12 protein-coding genes are annotated in these 20,853 nt (G+C 40.8%); 6 read left to right on the top strand and 6 right to left on the bottom strand.

From position 1 onward, the window contains the following. The first annotated feature begins 169 nt into the window (after positions 1-169). The 3 genes from HMPREF0014_RS23495 to recD all read left to right on the top strand — a co-directional run bounded on the left by HMPREF0014_RS23495 (position 170) and on the right by recD (position 9,367). The gene (locus HMPREF0014_RS23495) at positions 170-3,805 is read left to right on the top strand and encodes an exodeoxyribonuclease V subunit gamma (protein ID WP_006580960.1); all 3,636 of its coding nucleotides are present in this window, start codon (positions 170-172) and stop codon (positions 3,803-3,805) included. Between the two features lie 3 nt (positions 3,806-3,808). Beyond that, the gene (locus HMPREF0014_RS23490) at positions 3,809-7,507 is read left to right on the top strand and encodes a UvrD-helicase domain-containing protein (RefSeq protein ID WP_006580961.1); all 3,699 of its coding nucleotides are present in this window, start codon (positions 3,809-3,811) and stop codon (positions 7,505-7,507) included. A gap of 108 nt (positions 7,508-7,615) precedes the next feature. Continuing rightward, complete coding sequence (recD, locus tag HMPREF0014_RS23485; RefSeq protein ID WP_006580962.1) at positions 7,616-9,367, top strand: exodeoxyribonuclease V subunit alpha; 1,752 nt, start codon at positions 7,616-7,618, stop codon at positions 9,365-9,367. A gap of 717 nt (positions 9,368-10,084) precedes the next feature. Here recD and HMPREF0014_RS23480 read toward each other — a convergent pair. Beyond that, positions 10,085-11,383, bottom strand: a complete 1,299-nt coding sequence (locus tag HMPREF0014_RS23480) for an EstA family serine hydrolase (protein WP_006580963.1) — start codon at positions 11,381-11,383, stop codon at positions 10,085-10,087. 212 nt (positions 11,384-11,595) lie between these two features. On the opposite strand from HMPREF0014_RS23480, the gene rpsO reads away from it, so the two are divergent. The 3 genes from rpsO to HMPREF0014_RS23465 all read left to right on the top strand — a co-directional run bounded on the left by rpsO (position 11,596) and on the right by HMPREF0014_RS23465 (position 15,506). Continuing rightward, positions 11,596-11,865: a 30S ribosomal protein S15 gene (rpsO, locus tag HMPREF0014_RS23475; RefSeq protein WP_001229357.1), complete on the top strand. Its 270-nt coding sequence runs from the start codon at positions 11,596-11,598 to the stop codon at positions 11,863-11,865. Positions 11,866-12,122: 257 nt separating this feature from the next. Continuing rightward, the gene (pnp, locus tag HMPREF0014_RS23470; protein WP_171057491.1) at positions 12,123-14,210 is read left to right on the top strand and encodes a polyribonucleotide nucleotidyltransferase; all 2,088 of its coding nucleotides are present in this window, start codon (positions 12,123-12,125) and stop codon (positions 14,208-14,210) included. Positions 14,211-14,294: 84 nt separating this feature from the next. Continuing rightward, positions 14,295-15,506: a magnesium transporter CorA family protein gene (locus tag HMPREF0014_RS23465; protein WP_006580964.1), complete on the top strand. Its 1,212-nt coding sequence runs from the start codon at positions 14,295-14,297 to the stop codon at positions 15,504-15,506. A 230-nt stretch (positions 15,507-15,736) separates the two neighbouring features. Here HMPREF0014_RS23465 and HMPREF0014_RS23460 read toward each other — a convergent pair whose 3' ends face one another. The 5 genes from HMPREF0014_RS23460 to HMPREF0014_RS23440 all read right to left on the bottom strand — a co-directional run bounded on the left by HMPREF0014_RS23460 (position 15,737) and on the right by HMPREF0014_RS23440 (position 20,817). Next, a complete protein-coding gene (locus HMPREF0014_RS23460) occupies positions 15,737-16,066 on the bottom strand; it encodes a chaperone modulator CbpM (RefSeq protein ID WP_000207458.1) in 330 nt (109 codons plus the stop codon). An 11-nt stretch (positions 16,067-16,077) separates the two neighbouring features. Continuing rightward, a complete protein-coding gene (locus HMPREF0014_RS23455; protein ID WP_006580965.1) occupies positions 16,078-17,037 on the bottom strand; it encodes a DnaJ C-terminal domain-containing protein in 960 nt (319 codons plus the stop codon). Positions 17,038-17,186: 149 nt separating this feature from the next. Next, on the bottom strand, positions 17,187-17,798 hold the full coding sequence (locus HMPREF0014_RS23450; RefSeq protein ID WP_006580966.1) for a LysE family translocator: 612 nt from the start codon (positions 17,796-17,798) through the stop codon (positions 17,187-17,189). A gap of 136 nt (positions 17,799-17,934) precedes the next feature. Continuing rightward, complete coding sequence (locus tag HMPREF0014_RS23445; RefSeq protein WP_004710781.1) at positions 17,935-18,810, bottom strand: Hsp33 family molecular chaperone HslO; 876 nt, start codon at positions 18,808-18,810, stop codon at positions 17,935-17,937. A 165-nt stretch (positions 18,811-18,975) separates the two neighbouring features. Continuing rightward, a complete protein-coding gene (locus tag HMPREF0014_RS23440; protein WP_006580967.1) occupies positions 18,976-20,817 on the bottom strand; it encodes a monovalent cation:proton antiporter-2 (CPA2) family protein in 1,842 nt (613 codons plus the stop codon). Positions 20,818-20,853 lie beyond the last annotated feature (36 nt).

Raw genomic sequence — 20,853 nt, 5'->3', positions numbered from 1 at the left:
TGTTTTACCTGTAATGTGTTCCTTAAAGGTGCCTTGCCAACATAAGGTAAGTGACACCTAAAATGAGATTATGCTGTGTTTAAACCAACGTGACATAGTCAGATTCAGTTGTATAGTAATGAATGTTTATGATTTTGTGCATAAATTATGCGAGTAGGATATGAAATAAATGGGTATCCATGTTATTCAAAGTCAACGTATTGATGTGTTGTTGCAGGGCGTACTGGCATCTACGTCCCAGCCGTCAACGCATCCATTACAGGTTTTGAAAGCCCAGCATTTCATTGTGCCAAGTCCTGCCATCGAGCAGTGGCTGATACAAAAACTTGCAGAACAGCAAGGAATGAGCGCCAATTACCAGTTCCACCAACGTGTGCGCGGGTTTCAGTGGTATGCCTATCAACAGGTCCTCACAGCACATAAGGAACAGGTTCGTAAAGCGAATATTCCACGCTTGATTTTTAAATGGCGTGTACATCAAGCCTTACAGGAATTTATTCAGCCTGATGTCATGAGCATAGATAGCTCTCATCCACTGCATTCTATTGTTCAACGTATTTATGACAGCGCAGATCGACTCGAACAAGGGATTGAGAAGCAGCTAAAAAAACAAAAAATGTTGTATTGGGTTGCCGAGCAGGTTGCCGATTTATTTAGTAACTATATGGTCTATCGGGGACAGTGCCAGCGTGGTTGTGAAAATACCTGTACTTGTCCAAATAACTGGTTAGCAGCGTGGGGACAAGGTCGCGCGCTGGATATCGAAAAGTATATTGCGCAGAAAGATAAAGAAATTTCTGCTTTTACTTTACAGCAAACCCAAGAGTTAGAGCGTTGGCAGCGCTGGTTATGGCAGCAGCATTTTCATGATGATTTTATGCAAATGCAGCAAATTGATGAGTTGTTTTGGCAAGAGTTAGAGCATCCTGAGCGCCAGAAGAAGGCATTGGCTCGTTTGCCGGAGCAAATAGTCATTTTTACTTTGCTAGACTTACCGCCTAGCCAGCTTCAGTTTTTGCGCCGTTTAGGGCAATACATTGATGTGTTGATTTTGCACTATAACCCTTCGCAAGAATATTGGGCCGATAGTGTCGACCCACTCTGGAAACAGCGCTATGACTTAGGGGTAAAAGAGCGTTTTATCGCAAAGAATCCCCAAGCGACCGATGCGGAAATTGCCGATTTTTTTAATAAATTTACGCTTAACTTTAATGCTGAGGCGCGTGAGTCAAGACATCCACTATTAACCAGATTAGGGAAACAAGCCCGCGACCACTTCTCCTTACTCTCAAACTTGTCTACAGGTGAAGAGGGTAAGTGGGTGGATGCCTTTGTAGATGATTTTCCTGAAAGTTTACTTGGTAAAGTTCAGTCAGATATTTTGCACTTGGTGGAGCCCCAAGCCAAGCAATATGAGCTTGCCCCTAACGATGACTCAATTCAGATTCATATTTGCCACTCGACATTACGGCAACTTGAAGTATTGAAAGAACAATTGATTGGCTGGTTGGCAAAACCGCACGAACAGCCGCGTCGTCCAAATGATATTTTGGTTTTGGTTCCTAATTTGGCTGAGGTAGAGCCTTTAATACGAAGTGTTTTTCCTGCTACAGCGACTGAGCAAGGCGTGCATTTGCCTGTCAAAATAGCAGGTGTTGCCTCACTTGATGCACTCAATGCATGGCGTGCCGTAATTGGCCGAATTAACCTCATGCAAGGGCGATTTGGCTTTGATGACTTTGCTGACTGGCTTGGTTTGCATGCGACACAGCAGCGTTATGCACTTGAATATGCTCAAGTAGAACGAATTTTAAACTTACTTGTTGATGCAGGGTTTAAACGTGGGCTTGATGCAGAGCATCTGAAACGTAGCTTATGTGACGGCGATGATGATTATCGATATAGCTTTAAATTTGCTTTAGAGCGGTTAGCGCTCGGTATAGCAATTCCTGAACACGCTACATTTAATCAGGTGCTGAGTTACGCTAAGGTCCAACCGAGTGATTTTGAGCTTATTGGTACGCTCATTCAGATTTATCAAGATTTAAATGAGCGCCGTGACTGGCTCATTATGCATGAGCAGAGAAAAAGTCATACGGTGGAATACTGGCTGCAAATACTCTCGCAAGATATTATCGAGTTTGAGCAGGCTGGTGTGGCTGCTTTAAAAACTGCGCGGGAAATTGTAAAAAAACAAGAGCGTATGTTAACGCTTGCAAGCTACTATGCCGAGACAGAATCAGGCGCCTTACGTAAAATCACCTTGCCTTTGCCTTATATTCTGGATGAGATTCAGCGAACTTTAGAAAATCAGACCGCCCAAGCTGAACCGACCGGACAGATTACCTTTGCCCAGATTGGACAAATTCGTCCCTTACCTTATCGCTTAATTGTGATGTTGAACCTTGATGCAGGGCAGTTTCCTAACCGTGATACCCACGTGCCATTTGATTTGATGGATGCATTACGTCAACAACTAGGTGACCGTTCCCGTCTTGAGGATGATCAAGGCGCTTTCTTGGATGCCTTACTTTTAGCCCAAGAAAACTTATGGCTGTTTTATAACGGTTTTGATGTTAATGACGGTGAGGTGAGAGATCCTTCTAGTATTCTTCAAGAGTTCCGTGAGCATCTTGCGTTTATTGTAAAACCGGAGCCAAATGCACCTGACCGTGAAGTGATTGAAGGCATTGAAATTCCGTCTCAATTAAAACAGCTCTACCATTTACATTATTTACAGCCGTTTGACCCGAAGGGTTTTATGGCCGAGAAAAGTTATATTCGCTACCAAGATCACTGGTTTAATGTGGCGATGCAAATTCAGCAAGCTTCCGGTGTTCTTAAGCCTTGGGCAAATACATCTTATCCTTTAGAAATACCTGACATGTTGGTTTTAGACAGCCATCAGTGGATACAGGATGTGACTTTCCCTGCACGCCTATATTTAAAAACTTTAGGCGTAGAAAACTTGGGAAGTGTTGGGGAGTTAGATCAGAATGAACCTCTGCTTTTAGATGGTTTGGGTCGTTATACCATTCGACATTTTTTACAACAAAACGAACAGCAGGCACAGCCAGAAGCTCTACTTGATCAGTTGCCTGTAGGCAAAGTTCAATACAGCGCATGGCAACAGGGCATTTTTGAACAGGAGTGTTTGCTTGAGCGTCTTCATCATTATGCGCCAGCCGTGACACAAACGACTCAGCGTGTGTGGCGAATTGCCAAACAGCTACATATGAATATTAAGGTGCCAAAATCTGAAACTCAGGATTGGGTCAGCATGGAAGCATCAAGTGCTCGGGCAAAAAGACGTGCAAAAGTCTGGTTAGAGTACCTGCTTTGGTTGGCCTATTTAAATGAAGGAAGTGCAGGAGCTGAAAGACGCCGTATTGTGGTTTTTAGTGATCAAACCGTCATCTGTAAAGGTATTAGTTCGGAGCAAGCTCGGCAGTATTTACAGCCTTGGTTTAAAATCTGGCGTTATGCTCAACAGCAGCCGCTCGTGTTACCAGCAGCTTTATTATTAAAACCACTTGAAAAAGCTAAGGCATATCAGTGGGAAACAACAAATCCGACAGAAAAAATAAAACTCGATGAGAAGAGCTATGCGGAGCTGTTAAAATACTGGAATGAAACGGGGACATTTACCTCTATCGATATGACACAAAATGAAGCGTGCAAGTTACATCAAGATTGGCGTTTCATTTTGCAAGAACAAGATGCACAAGCATTACTTCAACATGCTTGTGATGAGTTTGCTTATGACCTGTATCATCCGGTTTTTCAATTTCAACATTCGGAGTAAGACATGAACTCAAGAGTACAGGTGTCTTATCAACCTATTATTGATATTGAATTTAGTGGACTGCATTTAATTGAGGCTTCGGCGGGTACCGGGAAAACCTATACACTGTCGAGTTTAATGGTCCGTATTTTTCTTGAGAAATATTTACCGGGCCAAGTCATTGCAACAACATTCACCCGTGCTGCCGCTGCCGAGTTAAAAAGCCGAATTCGTGCGCGTTTGGTCGAAACCTACCGTTACTTAGATGCCAAGCGGAGCTTGACTGAAAAAGAGATCCTTTTACAGGCCGAGCAAGAATCTGACTTATTACTGCAACATGTTCTAAAGCATTTTGCGACACGTATTGCCTATGCCTGTGAGCGCTTAAAGCTTGTTATTGATCAGCTAGATGAGCTATTTGTCGGAACACTCGATAGCTTTAGCCAAAAACTATTACGTGAGTTTGCCTTTGAAAGTGGCAAAATTGAACGTGCTCAAATTACCGATGATGCCAAAACCTATAGCCGACAACTGATTCATGATGTTTTACGTGAATGGATACAGTCTCAGCCTCAAACTGTAATTGATGCATTGTATCTGGCAGGTGAGTTAAAAAGTGTCGACAGTTTTGTCAAACTGGTCGAAGACTCACTGAATTTTAGTTCGGCTCATTTTAAACTTCCCGAAAAGCCTACCATTCAGTTTGAACAGCTTGCTCAGCTCAAACAGTTGGCAGCAGAAATTGATATCAGTCTTCTAGAACCGTATTACTTGCTTGATGGCGAACACTATAAACATGTAAGCGGCACAATATTTCGTAATGGAGCATTTAATAAGTTATTTAGTGAATGTTTGCCACAGTTATTACAGGTTTTAAAGCAAAGCGACAGTATTTTAGTTTTTGATGGGTCTTTAGCGGTACAACGCGAACTCATTTTTAAGTTTTTAGGCCAGCTTGCCGATCAGAAAGTTTTCAAGAAATGTCCTGCCGAAATTTCGGATGGATTTTATCAGCATCCTTGTATTCAGCAGATTCAGCAGTTATTTGGTGTACTGAAAAACTATGCTGAACAGTTCGATCAGCTTCATATTTATTTAAAAGCCTATTTGTGTGTAGAGGTTAAAAAACGTTTACCACAGGTTTTACAAAACAAGGGCGAGACGACTTTTTCTCAGCAAATTCGCACTTTGTCAGAAGCTTTAAAGGGCGAGCAGGGGCAACGTTTCGCCGTATTTGTGCAAGCTCGATACCCCTTAATTTTGGTCGATGAGTTTCAAGACACCAACCAAGACCAAGATGACATGCTCGCCAGCATTTGGCGTCATCCAGAACGTTACCAAAAAGGTTGCATGATTATGGTGGGTGACCGTAAGCAGGCAATTTACGGTTTTCGTGGTGGGGATATGCTCACCTTTTTAAATGCCTACAAAGATATTCAGGCAAAGCATGGCCGTGAATATAAGTTAATTCATAACCACCGTTCAGTCGCTGACTTGGTTGAAGTGGTTGATGCGTTATTTCAAAGGCAAATTGACTTTGGTGAACAGGTTCAATATGACCCGATTCGGGCAGGGACTCGACCTCATCCAGTTTTAATCGATCAAAACCAGCCTAATCCGCATCCTTTACGTTGGCTTATGCTAAAAGACAAGGAAACGGAAGCACAGCAAGTCGCGTGGAAAATACGTGATTTACTCAATCAGTCACATGCAGGACAACTTTATTTTCAAAAAGATGCCCAGACTCAAATCTTAAATGAAGACGATATTGCAGTCTTGTCGCGTAATCATGATGGTCTTGATAAAGTTCAATTTGAATTAGAACGTTTAGGAATACGAGTTAACCGGCCATCAAAACGAAGCGTTTTTGATTGCACAATTGCTCAGGATGTTGGGGCCTTACTCACAGCGATACTCCATCCTTACGATGAGGCCAAAGTGAAACGAGCTTTGATTAGTCGTTTATTTGCTATGGACCTTAAACAGCTATTGCAACTCGAACAAACGGCCGAAGGTTTAAGCCAGTTTATGACTGGTTTTGATGCTATTCGTGAGCTTTGGTCAGCTCAGGGCTTTTTAGTAGCATGGCAGCAATGTTTAAACCAATTTGTCATTTGGAAAAATCTGGTTGCTGTCCAGAGTAAAGATAATGAGCGGGTTGTGGTGAACTTGCGTCATTTGACCGAAATTTTGAGCCAACATAGCGAGAAATATCAGGGTGCGCAAAATCTCTATCATTGGTATCTCAAGCAACTACAGTCACCGCTTGACCGTGAATGGGAGTTAGAACGTAGGTTGTCGAGTGAAGCTGGCGTACAGCTCATGACCATTCACCAGTCAAAAGGTCTTGAGTTTAAAATTGTCTTTTTGCTCGGGGCCGACAAGCCATTTCGGGAAAATAACAAGACACTTAACTTCTCGACCCAAGATATAACGGTTCCAGAGTCGGCTCAAACTCTAACACAACGTGTCGTTGCGATTGCCGATAAAACATATTTAAACGAAACCGAGCTGAAGCAGCATGAAGAACGGGCTTTAGCGGAACAAAATCGTCTATGGTACGTTGCTTTAACCCGGGCAAGTCATCGTGTTTATGCGCTCTTACAAGATACGGATGGCAAGTCTGTTTCAGGTTTGGCATTTTGGAAAAACAGAGCTGAACCATTCCAGCACCGTTGTTGTACCGATGAAATAATTTTGGAGCAACCACCTGCTGCAAGGCATTTAAATCAAAACATCAATATTATTGAGATACAGGCACAGCATTTTCCTGATCAGCGCTTTTATTCAAGAGGCAAAACCAGTTTTAGTTATCTGGCACAGCATTTAAGACATAAAGTAGGTACAGATTTACTTGCGAGCCAGAGCCATGAAGCTGTTTTAGCCGAGGATGAACTCGATCAGGTTATTTCTGTTGAGGCGCCCGCAGCACAGCCAATTAGCTGGATCAAAAGCAATTTTCCGAGAGGGACGCTCGCAGGTAATTTCTTACATGAAATTTTTGAACATATTGATTTTCAATGTTCAGATGAGTGGGTAAGTGAAATACGCCGTCGTTTTAAAAATGACTACAGTAGTTTGTGGCAAGATTTATTAATCAAATACCAAGAAAGCTTTCCCGAAGAACAAGAAGCGGAATATTCGCTTTATCACGCTGTGGCCGAATGGTTGCAAGAGATTCTAAGTACGCCGTTATATCAAGGTTTTCGTTTAAATCAGTTACAGCCAGAGCACTATTTATCAGAGTGTCCTTTTTATTTAGCACTGTCAGATCGTGTGCTAGCCATGAAACGTATTCATCAACTTTTTGCTGAATATGGTATGGAAATGCCAGAGTTATTAGAGGCTCGTTCTGCTCGCTATTTAAATGGTTCGATAGACTTGGTTTATTTTGATGGGCAGCGTTATCACATTGCTGACTATAAGAGTAACTACTTAGGTGAAAACCTTGCCGATTACAGTGTAGAAAGCATTGCACAAAGTATGTCTTTAGCCAGCTATTGGCTACAAGCAGGCCTGTATTTGGTTGCGTTACATCGTTATTTAAAAGTCAAAATGCAGAATTATGATATTGAACAACACTTAGGTGGGGCAACTTATCTTTACTTACGCGGTATGAATGGCGAAGCTGAGCAAGGCTATTATTATTGGCAGCCAAGTACAGAATTTGTTCTACGCCTTGATGCTATTTTAGGGTACTTTGCTGAGGATAAAATTGCATAAAAAATGCTGATAAATGATCTAATTTTAGAATTAACAAATACTTGGGGTGTGGATAAGCCTGTCTATAACCATGTGGACAAGCGTGTGGAAAACTAGGTGGATAAGTGTGTGGACAATCTAAATAGCCCTGAACAAAGCGATTTAAGCTGGTTAATGACTTGGAGTACCTTTCTAAATCAAGCCCCGTTTACTGCACAGACACAAGCTCCAGAGGCAGCTTATTTTTTGCAGCAGCTGATTGAAGCGAGCTTGCAGGGTGACAGTTGTATTGAGATTAGCCCAGAGCAAATAGAAACACTTGGCCAACTGGTGATATCTGCTGAACAAGCAAAGTCTCAAGTTGCTCCTTGTGTCCACGACGGGCAGGGGTTGGCATTATACCGATATTGGAACCTAGAGCAACGTCTAGCTGAGCAAATTCGCCGATTAAAGCAACAACCAATTCAACCTGTTTCATGTGAAGAGCATTTAGACTTATTAACTGATCCTCATCAGCAAGCTGCTTTGCAAATGGTGACTCGGCAGAGCTTAAGTATTATTACAGGTGGACCGGGTACAGGTAAGACCTATACGCTCGCTCGTATTATTGCTGTGCTTAGTCAGGCAATTCCGCATATTCGTGTGGCGATGGCTGCTCCGACGGGTAAAGCTGCACAACGTATGCAAGAAGCCTTACAAAACTCGTTTAATGATCCCAAACTGCTTGAGTCGGGATTAATAAGTGATGAGCTAAGAAACCAAAGTACCCAAACTATCCATCGGTTATTAGGTATGGGGCATAGTCAAACTCCACGGTTTAATCAAAAACAGCCGTTGCCTTATGACGTTATTGTGGTGGATGAAGCCTCTATGCTGGATTTAAATCTGGCAACGTTATTATTTGAAGCTGTTCCTGAGTCGTGTCGAATTATTTTATTAGGTGATGCCAACCAGCTTGCTTCTGTAGATGTTGGAGCAGTACTTGCAGATTTACAGCAAATAGAGGCTTTATCTGAAAACCGTGTTCACCTTCAAACCAGCCGTCGTTTTGCAGAAGGTGCTTTGATTGGTCAGGTTGCTCGATTTATTCAAATGCAAACTAGTCAAATCAACCATGAGCAAGTTTTACAACAATTTGAAATTGATATTGTTCAGGTTTCAGAATTACGCTCAATTCCTTTAGAAGCTGATATGCCCGATGTAGTTCAGCTTGAATATTTACCTGAAGGATCATTTACAGAGCTGGAAGCTTACTATCAAAAATTGATGGTGGGCTTTCAAGGCTATGTGCAAAGCCTAAAAGCTTATTTACAAGATGATCGATCACTTGAGCATATTGAAAATATCGTTAAGTCATTCGATGACTACCGTATTTTAACGGCAGTTCGTCATGGGCCATTTGGCTTGCAGCAACTTAATCAATATGCCGAACGCTGGTTACAACAACAGCTAGGTATTGTGACTTTAGGAGGATGGTATGTAGGCCGTCCGGTCATGATGACTTATAACGATTACCAGCTTGGTATTTCAAATGGTGACATTGGTTTATGTTTTGAACATAGAACCCAGCCGCAACAGTTTGAAGTCTATTTCCCAAGTTTAAATAAGTGGGTTGCTGCAAACCGATTACCTAAAAGTATTCAAAGTGCATTTGCTTTAACCATTCACAAATCGCAAGGGTCTGAATTTACACATACTGCTGTTGTTCTCGATCAGGCCGCTAAGAATTTGTTAAGCCAAGAGTTAATTTACACTGCGATTACACGAGCGAAAAAAGTGGTCAGTCTGTTGGTTCATCCAGAGGCTTTATTGCAATCTTTTACAGTTCGTACGACCAGAAAAAGCGGTTTAGTTGAAAAAGTTAATCGGTTAGTTCGTTAAGGCAAACTTAATATTTTTACCCTTGTAAGAAAAAGCTTACATGGATTCGAGATATTTGCTGCTAGAGAACATACCCTGTTTTTGAGATTATAAACGCACAACGAGCTTGGCAAGGAATGTCGGGCAAAATCGCACAATAATAACAACTTAAGTCGAGAGACTGCGAACTTACAATGAAGTAGGTGAATAAAGAGGAAACTTACAGCCGCTAAGCCTTGTAGTTTTGGGAGAGACTACAGGGCTTTTTTATATTTTGAGTTTTTATCACGTTAAATAAATTAAATAACCCCTTGTTTGCGTCGTGCTATTTCTTATTCTGATTATCAATAATTTAACTCAAGCATATTAATATATTTATTTGTAATATGATTCTTAAATGGGCATTTTTCGCGTGAATTGTTAAGTTAAATGTTATACAGAACCGTACGTTATTTAGCTGTTACAGATAAACGCTAAATATTAGACAGACCTGTACGTTTTCGCTTACATGATGATAAGAAAAATACTACTTTTCTTCATAATTGGATATGACAAAATACATCACATAAGGAAATAGAAATAAAAACAACGGAAGTGAGTAAAACGAGAAGAAGGATGTGGAAAGCATCTCACACATAACAATAAGAACAGCGATAAACACGATAAACAAGAACTACAGCGCCAAAAACCCAAGCAGAAATGCTTGGGTTTTTTATTTTAGCGCTAAGTTATTACGATTTAGACTAGATCTGTTTCATGTGAATCGCTACCAAACAATGAGCGACGCTGATCTCTAGGAATTCGTGGGCATTGGCTAGAAATTTGATAGAGCAAGCTGGCTAGAGCTGGAAGGTGAGTGCCTACTACGGACTTTCCAGTGGTTAACAGTGAAACGCTAATATCTCGCTCTGGGTCGGCCCAACATAAAATATTAGAAAAGCCGAGATGACCAAAAGCTTGTCCAGTCATTGGACCAAATAAACCTACTGGATTGCTACCGAGCATGGGACCTAGTGCATAACGCATAGGTATTAATAAGGTTCGGTCAATGTTAACTCCTGTGGTCGGTAGAGTTGCTCTAAAAATTGTTTTCTCACTTAAAATTTGTTTGCCTTGGTAACTTCCTCCACTTAAAAGCATTTCAAAGAAGCGTCCAGCGTGTTCGGCACTGGTATAAATATTGCCAGCAGGGCAGATGGTATCCATAAAGCGGCTATCATTAGTTACATCTACAGCGAGTTGTAAGCCGCCACCTAGTACATGATTTAAATAATGATCTGTTCCTAAGCGAGGATGTAAACCTGTTGCACAATTGAGTGCAACTTTGGAGCGATACTCTGGCTTCAAACCATAGTTGAAATAAGGCATGTCCATCGGCTTCTCGATGGTCTCATGCACAAATTGGCGAAGGTCTTGCCCTGTGACTCGCTCAATAATTTCACCTAAAATATAACCTGCCGTTACTGCATGATAGGCGAGGTGATTTCCTGCTGGAGAAACAGGTCTTGCTGCATATAGGCGCTTTAAAATTTCATCTTTATCAAAAAGCAGTTCAGGAGTGACTTCTCCATCAACATAAGGAATGCCTCCCCGATGTGCTAACAAATGAAAGATGGTCGCACGGCGCTTCCCATTTACACCATATTCAGGAATGTAATAACTGACGGGGTCAAGTAAGTTGATTTCACCTTTTTCATCTAAAAGATGAATCAACATAGCAGTAATCATTTTGGATGCTGAAAATAAGCAAACAGGAGTATCCGGCGTTGCGATGAGGGCATTATTTTGCAAACCTTCTGGAGAGTTCCCTTGAGCATAGCCAATGCTTCGATTTAATAAAATTTTCCCTTGTCTACGTAAACAAAAAGTAATGAGCGGATAGTTCCCGGTTTTATAGAGCGACTCAATACTCTTCCAGATCTTTTGAACCTGACGTTCACTCATTCCACCTTGTTCAGTAGGTACCTCATCTTTGTGATGAATGACCGATCCAATATCGTCTGGTACTGGACAGGTGTTGGTCGAAAATATTTTCACACGTCCCTCGCGTTTCTTTCTTTTTATTGACGGTCAAGTGTGCAGGGTTCGGATGCGTATGTCAGTGTCTAAAATGACAGGTAACTGAAAACAATTTTGCAATCCATATATAGATACCTTAAAATAGGCAACTTGCTGTAGTGATGCACGGCAGTCAGTTGCGCTCAACTGATTCATATCATTTTATTTTTTAAGCATCTCGGAGAAATCGAATGGCTTTAACTAATGCAGACCGCGCAGAGATCATTGCTAAATTTGCTCGCGCTGAAAACGACACTGGTTCACCAGAAGTACAAGTAGCTTTATTGACTGCTCAAATCAATGATTTACAAGGTCACTTTAAAGCTCACAAACACGACCACCATAGCCGTCGCGGTTTGATCCGTATGGTTAACCAACGTCGTAAATTACTTGACTACTTAAATGGTAAAGACCACGAGCGTTACACTGCTTTGATCGGTGCTTTAGGTCTACGTCGTTAATTCGATTTTGCTTTGTTTTCGGTTTATCGCATGTTGCTATGCTTTGTTTCTGGAAAGAAAGTTTCGCCTAATCAACCGTTAGGCGATTTATAGAAGGGGCGCTTGTGCGCTCCTTCTTTGCGTTTAATATTATTTAAAATTTTTGGTCTAGTGTGATGGCTTCTAAGCTTTGTCATTTATCTACCAATAGTTGTAGTCTGAATGCCAAACCTTAGGGGTCTCACTAGAATAAAATTAGGAAAATACAATACATGTCAATGTTTAACATCGTTCGTAAAGAATTCCAGTTCGGTCAACATCAAGTCGTTTTAGAAACGGGTCGCGTTGCACGTCAAGCAAATACAGTTTTAATTACAATGGGCGGCGTAACTGTTTTAGTTGCAGTTGTTGCTCAATCTAAAGCAAAAGCGGGTCAAGACTTTTTCCCGTTAACAGTTAACTATCAAGAAAAACAATATGCAGCTGGTCGTATCCCTGGTGGTTACGGTAAGCGTGAAGGTCGTGCTTCTGAAGCTGAAACTTTAATTTCACGTCTTATTGACCGTCCAATTCGTCCATTGTTCCCAGAAGGTTACTTCAACGAAATTCAAGTAACAGCAACAGTTGTTTCTTCTGACAAAACTATGGAAGCTGATATTGCTGCAATGTTAGGTACTTCTGCTGCATTAGCAATTGCAGGTACACCATTCCGTGGCCCAATCGGTGCAGCACGTGTTGGTTTAATTAACGGTGAATATGTTTTAAACCCGAATTTTGAACAAATGGCTCAGTCTGACCTTGACCTTGTGGTTGCTGGTACAGAAGCGGCTGTATTAATGGTTGAATCTGAAGCAAAAGAACTTTCAGAAGACCAAATGCTTGGTGCTGTGCTTTTCGGTCATGACGAAATGCAAATCGCGATTCAAGCAATTAAAGAATTTGCTGCTGCTGCCGGTGCAGTGGAATCAACTTGGGTTGCTCCAGCTAAAAATGAAACACTTCGTGAGCAATTAAAAGCAGCTTTCGAAGCTAAAATTTCTGAAGCGTATACGATTGCGGTTAAACAAGATCGTTATGCAGCATTAGATGCACTTTATGCAGAAGCTGTAGCTCAGTTCGTTCCTGAAAATGACGAAACTGGTCTTGCTGAAGAAGTAAACGAATTATTTGAAGACCTTAAATACCGTACAGTACGTGACAACATCTTGTCAGGTAAGCCGCGTATTGATGGTCGTGATACTAAAACTGTTCGTGCGATCGACGTTCAAGTTGGCGTATTAGACCGTGCACACGGTTCTGCATTATTTACACGTGGTGAAACTCAAGCGTTAGTAACAACAACTTTGGGTAATACTCGTGATGCGTTAATGGTTGATACGCTTTCTGGTACTAAAACTGACAACTTCATGTTGCACTACAACTTCCCTGCATACTCTGTAGGTGAAACAGGTCGTGAATCTGGCCCTAAACGTCGTGAAATTGGTCATGGTCGTTTAGCACGTCGTGGTGTTCAAGCTGTTCTTCCTGCTGCTGACCGCTTCCCATACGTTATTCGTATTGTATCTGACATTACTGAATCTAACGGTTCATCTTCAATGGCTTCTGTATGTGGTGCGTCATTATCTCTTATGGATGCAGGTGTTCCACTTAAAGCACCAGTTGCGGGTATCGCAATGGGCTTAGTGAAAGAAGGCGATCGTTTTGCTGTACTTTCTGACATCTTAGGTGACGAAGACCACCTTGGTGATATGGACTTTAAAGTAGCAGGTTCTGCAAACGGTATTACTGCACTTCAAATGGACATCAAGATCGAAGGTATTACTGAAGAAATTATGGAAGTTGCGTTAAACCAAGCATTTGCTGGTCGTATGCACATCCTTAATGAAATGAATAAAGTAATTTCACGCGCTCGTCCTGAAATTTCAATGCATGCTCCAACATTTGAAGTGATTACAATTAATCCGGACAAAATCCGTGACGTAATTGGTAAAGGTGGTGCAACTATCCGTCAAATTACTGAAGAAACTAAAGCTGCTATTGATATTGAAGATAACGGTACAGTTCGCGTATTTGGTGAAACTAAAGCTGCTGCTAAAGCTGCAATTGCAAAAATTCAAGCGATTACTGCTGAAGTTGAACCAGGTAAAATCTACGACGGTAAAGTTATCCGTATTGTAGAATTTGGTGCATTCGTAAACATTATGCCAGGTACTGATGGTCTTCTTCATATTTCGCAAATCTCTAATGAGCGTATTGCGAACGTAACTGATGTTCTTAAAGAAGGTCAGGAAGTGAAAGTACAAGTTGCTGATGTTGACAACCGTGGTCGTATCAAATTGACTATGAAAGATATTGAGCAAGCATAATTGCTTAACTCACTAAAAAAGTCCGCTTGATGCGGGCTTTTTTTATGGCATGATGCAAGTAACACACAAATAGATCGACGTGGTATGCAGATTTATTATTTTTATCGTCATCAAAAGGATGGCTATGTTTTTTTGAGCCGAGAAAAGCACACTGAACATGTTCTGGAATTTTTCTGGATTGATAGTGTGAGATCTGACGTTGTTAACCATAATGAAGAGTGGCAACAAAAAATTCAGCAGCTTTCAGATGTCGCAATTAATGAATTTCATATGCGAGATATTGCCAATATCGAGCACCCCTGTGCCTTTGATACGCTTGAAGAATATGACCTGCTCATTTTTAAAAAGCTTGTTACACCTGATGATGAAATTAAAAATGGAGAAACACACGAGAGTGTGTTTGGCTTAGCTACCACGCCAATTAGTTTTATTTTTACCCCTAAAGTTCTGATTAGTGTACGTGAGCAGGGCAACAAGTCGATTGAAAATTATATTCAGCGTCTTGAAAATATTTTATGTAAAACCTTAGAAGAACAAAATAAAACCCGTAAGTTGCCTAATTCACCTGTAGATTTGTGTTTACGTCTGCTCAATAGCATGGTGGATGGTTATCTTGATATTCGTTCGCCTTTAACCAGAAGGGTCGAGCACTGGCAACAACAACTATTACAGGGCAATCGTCGTTTTAAACAATGGCATCAACTGTTTCATGAAAACATGGCCTTTCAGCAGGTCGAAAACTTGTGTGAAGAACAAATCGAAACCCTACAAGAGTTTCGGGATGAAATTGTAGAAAATTATCATCATGTGATTGGTGAGCGTACGCATAGTTCACAAGATCTTTTATTAGTTCGTTTGAATGATTTAATGAGTCATGTAGAACGTATTCAAAAACATACTTTACGTTTACGGAGTGCGATTCAATCGGCAATAGATTTGCATTTCTCAGCGATTGCAAACCAGACCAATGAAAATATGCGTATTCTTGCCATTATTACCGCTGTATTTGCACCACTTACGCTTTTAACTGGTATTTACGGAATGAACTTTGAGTTTATTCCGGGGCTTAAGTCGCCAGTGGGTTTCTGGATTATGCTCGGTGTTATGTTGCTCAGTACGGTTTTATTGTTGTACTACTTCTATAGACAGCATTTAGTGGGGCGGGGTGAGAAAAGCGTTATTGATTTATTGGCTCAGCAGCACCGCCAAGAGCGTATGAATTTGTTCTGGTTTTTGGAATATGAACCGATTAAGCAGACTTTGAAGGAAGTGGAGAAGATTACTCGGTTGAAGTAATAGGAATTTTCAAAGATCAGTAAAGTTGATTTGTTAATACTGCCTCAAATATATGAATTAATTAGATATTTTTTGTATAGGCATATCCTTACTTTTGACTGGGCAAAAGTAACAAAACCCATTTATTGGACTGACGGTACATCCATGTTACCGCAGTCCAAAAGGCGGCATCCATGCCGCCCATCACGTTAGTTCATACCTACTTTAAAGATTATTTAGAAGAAAAAATCTTAATGGAAATGCTTCAACTGTTTTCTAAGTTGTTGCACTTCATCAATCAAATCTAACATCACCGCAACTGCTGCCAAACTTGCATCAAAGTCACGTTGCAAACGATAGGCTTTACGAGCGCGAATAACATCTTCACCCATAAACTGATGTTTTTCAGGTGGAGTATCAATCGCTAAAATATCGTACTCAATGAGCTCTAGAATCCAGTCCGGGCTTTGACCACAGGCTTGAGCAAATTGTTGCAGATCAAATGTACATTGTTCATCAACGACTTCAGCACTAAAGGTGTGGCCGTCACATACAATTTCTCGATAATGGATGGTTGTCATGATCTTGCTCCCTAATGAGATGAACGAGGTTCGAATGAAGCAAAGGCTTCTGCCAATTGCTGATAGGCTTCTTTTTCTTTTTCAGAATGCACAGGTGGGAATACAATATTTAAAATTAAATAAAGATGACCTGGCGTTTTATTTGGTATCCCTTTGTCTTTTAAACGTAGCTGTTGTCCCTGTTTTGCATTTTTTGGTAAATTGACATGTAAAGGTCCTGCAGGTGTTTTTACTTCAATACCTTGACCTAATGCGGCCTCCCATGGCGCTACATCTACAGTTAAATATACATCACTGCCTTCTACATGAACACGATTTGTATCTTTATATTGAATCTCGATATAAAGATCGCCGTTGGCACCACCATTAATGCCACTTTGTCCTTGTCCGCTTAGACGAATTTGTTGGCCTTCCTTCATCCCTTTAGGTATTTTCACCTGTAGGGTTTTGCGCTGTACCTCAGGCTCACCATAAACATTCACAGTCGGAATTTGCAAGGTAATCTGTTGTGTTGACCCATGATAGGCAATATCAAGATCGACCTCTATGCTGGCATGTTGATCTTCACCCCGGTAACTACGTTGTTGCCTTTGGTATTGTTGCTGTCCACCACCAAAGCCTGCACCAAAACGACCAAATAAGTCTTCAAAGCCGCTAAAGTCAGCTTGTTCACCGCCGCCTGAGAAGCCTTGACGATAAAAGCGTGCACCATCAAATCCACCTTGAGCTGCACCTTGGCCAAAGCCGTTGAAACCTTGTGGGTGGTCTAACATTTGGTCATATTCAGCCTTTTTTTCGGCATTACTTAAGGTGTCGTAGGCGACGTTAATAGCCTGCATCTTTTCTTCTGCATCTTTTTCTTTGCTGATATCGGGGTGATATTTACGAGCTAATTTGCGATATGCTTTTTTAATTTCATCAGCAGAGGCATCTCGTTTAACCCCTAATTCTTCATAATAATTTTTGGCCATAATGTTTTATCACGATGGTGTTGTTTATTTCATTATGAAACAATTTTTAAGGCTTTCAATGAGCTAGATTGTATAAGAGTTGTTCTCTTACAAAAATGGGAGACTAGGTGGAAGAGACATAAGTCGATTAGGACTATGCCTCTCATTCTTTATATGAAACTTTGATATAAACCGTATAGGGCAATTAATAAAAGCAATAGGCCGCATAAGCCGAGTATTTTAGGATATAAGTGGCTGTTAGAAAGGCGACGGAAGAATACATAAACCAAAGATAGGGTTAAAAAATCTAAAATAATCCATGTCAGTGTAAGAAGGGTCAAACTGAAATTTAGGTTAGGTGAAATAGAGACAAATTGAGGAAAGAAAGCTGAAAAGAAAATAATATCTTTAGGGTTTGAAATACCCACTAAAAAGCCTTTTTTAAAACCACCATTTTGGGCAGAAACGGTTTGTATTGCCTCAGGATGCGGAGCTTGGATGACTTCTTTGAGAATATTAAGTCCTAAATAGCCAATATAGAGACAGCCTAAAATGCGAATAATATTTAAATAGCTTTCATTAATACCGAGTACTCCTTTAAGTACGAGTACCGAAATAAAAATTAAAACCAGTGAGGCGAGATTTGTACCAAAAATGGTTTCCAGTGCTTTTTTATATCCGCCTTTCAGTCCGGCGCTTGCCACCAAAATCATGACTGGGCCAGGGGTCGCAATCATAATAATGACACTGAAAATAAAGAGAAAATAATCAAAATAATTCATGAAATATAAGCATCTTATTTATTGGGTTATAAAGTAAGCTCATATTAACTGATTTAAAATAACATGCTGAAAATTCTCATCAAAAATTATAGATAAATAAAAAGGCGGTTTGACCGCCTTTTTATAAAGTAAGGGATTAACTCAAGTGTTCACCAAACAGACCTAATGCTTCTTCAGCAGTGAATTCATAACGAGTATTACAGAACTGGCAATCCATTTGAATCGGGTTTTGTGCTTCCAATGTTTCATGAACAGCATCAACACCAATTTGAATGAGTGCTTTAGCACAGCGCTCTTTAGAGCAAGTACAGCCAAATTTTAAATGTTCAACTTCTGGCAAGCGTACTTCTTCTTCATTATAAAGACGATACAAAATTTCATTCGCTGAAAGCTCAGTTAGTTCTTCAGGCTTGAGCGTTTCAGTCAGCATAGTTAAACGTGGCCATAAATCTTCATCAACCAGTTTTTGCTCTTCCTCATCATGACGAGGTAATAACTGAATGAGTAGACCACCAGAGCGTTTAGCTGTACTTGCCAATACAATACGAGTTGGAATTTGAGCAGATAAATCATAATACTGCATCAAACAGCCCGCTAAGTTTGTTTGGTCAAGAGGTACGATCCCTTGATAACGCTCACCATGCTCAGGTTCGATGTTAATAAATAAAATTGGATTAACTAAAGCGCCAAGGACTGTACTGCTGTCAGTTGCTTCAACAAAACGAGGATCTGTTTCGTAGTCTGCTAAAGCACGAACTTCACCTAAGTGATTACATTCAGCCATGGCCCATTTGAAAGAGCCGCTAGCCTGGATTTGCAAGCTGATACGGCCTTTGATTTTTAAAGTACTTGCAAGTAATGCAGTCGCGCTCAACATCTCGCCTAATAGAATCTTAACCGCAGGCATGTAGTCGCGTTGAGCTAAAATAGTTTGTAATGCTTCTTCCAGATGAACTACTTCACCGCGAACAGGAAAGTCCTCTATATAAAAGCGTTGGCGTAAATCAGACATAATATTCTCCAGGGCCCTAAGCAGATTATAACAACTTCGGTTTAATCAAGCTTAGGGAATGCAGCGTGGCTGCAAGCAGGACATCGGTAACTCTTGTACCGATTGTCGCAATCATTTAGGCAATGTGAATAAGTCCTTAATATAGCCATTTTGCGAAATCTCAAGTTATTCTTCGTGATCTCGTGTAATGTCGATACGATTTGGTTGTAAATGACGCTTTAAATTCACGTCATGTCTTGATGTGGCTTGCTGTGCATCGCTTTCAAAGAGATGTTCAAGTTCAGCCAGCGCATTACGATGAGTTTCAAAAACCTTTTGTTCATCGGTATAAATGCTTTGCTGCTGAATGAGTAATTTCTCATCATAATCTCGAAAGATTTCGATATTGTTATAGGCTTGTTCATCTGAAATACCAAGTTCGCGTAAAGCGCGATAAGCCATACCTAACGATGATAAATAGGTTTCACGCCAAATATGTTCAACACCTAAGTCTCTTAATAGATGTACATGGTGTCTGTCACGTGCACGTGCTAGTAACTTTATGTGGGGATAGTTCAATCTTAGATGCCGCGCAACGTTCATAGAGTCTTCGACATCGTCTATTGCGAGAATAAATACTTGGGCTTTTTCGATGCCTGCCGAGCGAAGTAAGTCAGGTTGGGTGACATCTCCATAGTAGAGTTTACCGCCGTATCGACGCACAAAGTCCACTTGGTGAAGGTTGTTGTCGATGGCAGTAAAGCCTAAGTGCTGCAAACGGGCAATACGCGCAATAATTTGTCCAAAGCGACCAAACCCAGCAATGATAATTGGATTATCTTGTTGCGGAATTTCATCATATTCAGGTGGGCGTTCTTTATTAAGCAAAGGAATGATTTTAGTTGCCATAATCCAGTAAATGACTGGGGTAAGGACCATCGACAACGTCACAATCAGGGTAACAGGTTCTAATAAAGCATCAGTCAAAACTTTTTCACTTTTAGCAAGGCTTAAAATGACAAATGCAAATTCACCACCTTGCGCTAAACATGTTCCAAGCAGCAGGCTATTGTTCCAACTATATTTTTTATAGCGGGCAATAGCGGTCAACACGAGGGTTTTTATAACGAGTAAGCCAATCGCTCCGCCAATAATGAGCCAAGGCATTTCAATAAATAAAGACAGTTGTGTGGTCATGCCCACAGTCATAAAGAACAAACCAAGTAATAGCCCTTTAAACGGAGCAATACTTGCTTCAAGTTCATGACGAAATTCTGAGTCGGCTAAAAGTACCCCAGTGAGAAAAGCGCCTAGTGTCGTGCTAATTCCTAAAGTGTCCATAAGTAGCACAACAGCAAGAATAATAAATAACCCTACAGCCGTAATCAGTTCGGTCGCACCACTTTTTGCGACAAAACGAAAAAATGGACGCATCACATAACGACTAAATAGGAATAGTCCACTAAATGTTGCGATGATGGCAGCAAAATAAGCAATACCATGATGGGTAGATTCTGTTCCTGCCAAGAGGGGAATGACTGCTAGTAAAGGTATTGCTGCAATATCTTGGAACAGTAAAATTGAAAATGATTGTTGGCCATAAGTCGTATTGAGCTGTTGTTTTTCAGACAGAAGCTGTAATACAAAAGCCGTAGAAGATAGCGCAAGCGCAAAACCAATCACAAAGCTCGCAGCGAGGTGTTGTTGAAATAGCAGGAATATGGTGAGCATGAGAATTATGCCCGTAATCACCACTTGCAAACTTCCCATCACGAAAATAGAGTCACGCATTTCCCATAAGCGCTGTGGACGTAACTCTAAGCCAATCAGGAACATAAGTAAGATGACCCCAAACTCAGCCAATTCCATAATGGCTTCAGGGTCATGGGCAATATTTAAAACACTTGGGCCAAGAAGTATGCCCGTAAATAAATAACCTAAAACTGTTGCAATCCCCAAGCGTTTACCCAAAGGGACTAAAATCAGAGAAGCTCCAAGAAAAATAGTTGCTTGCAGTAGGAATGACATTCATTACCCCGAATGTATTGATCTTTTTAAGTGTAA

Origin of the sequence: Acinetobacter sp. RUH 2624, assembly GCF_000162375.2 — a bacterium.
GTDB classification, from domain to species: domain Bacteria; phylum Pseudomonadota; class Gammaproteobacteria; order Pseudomonadales; family Moraxellaceae; genus Acinetobacter; species Acinetobacter nosocomialis.
The sequence above is the reverse complement of the archived record's forward strand: the minus strand, read 5'-3'. Positions and strand labels throughout refer to the sequence as shown.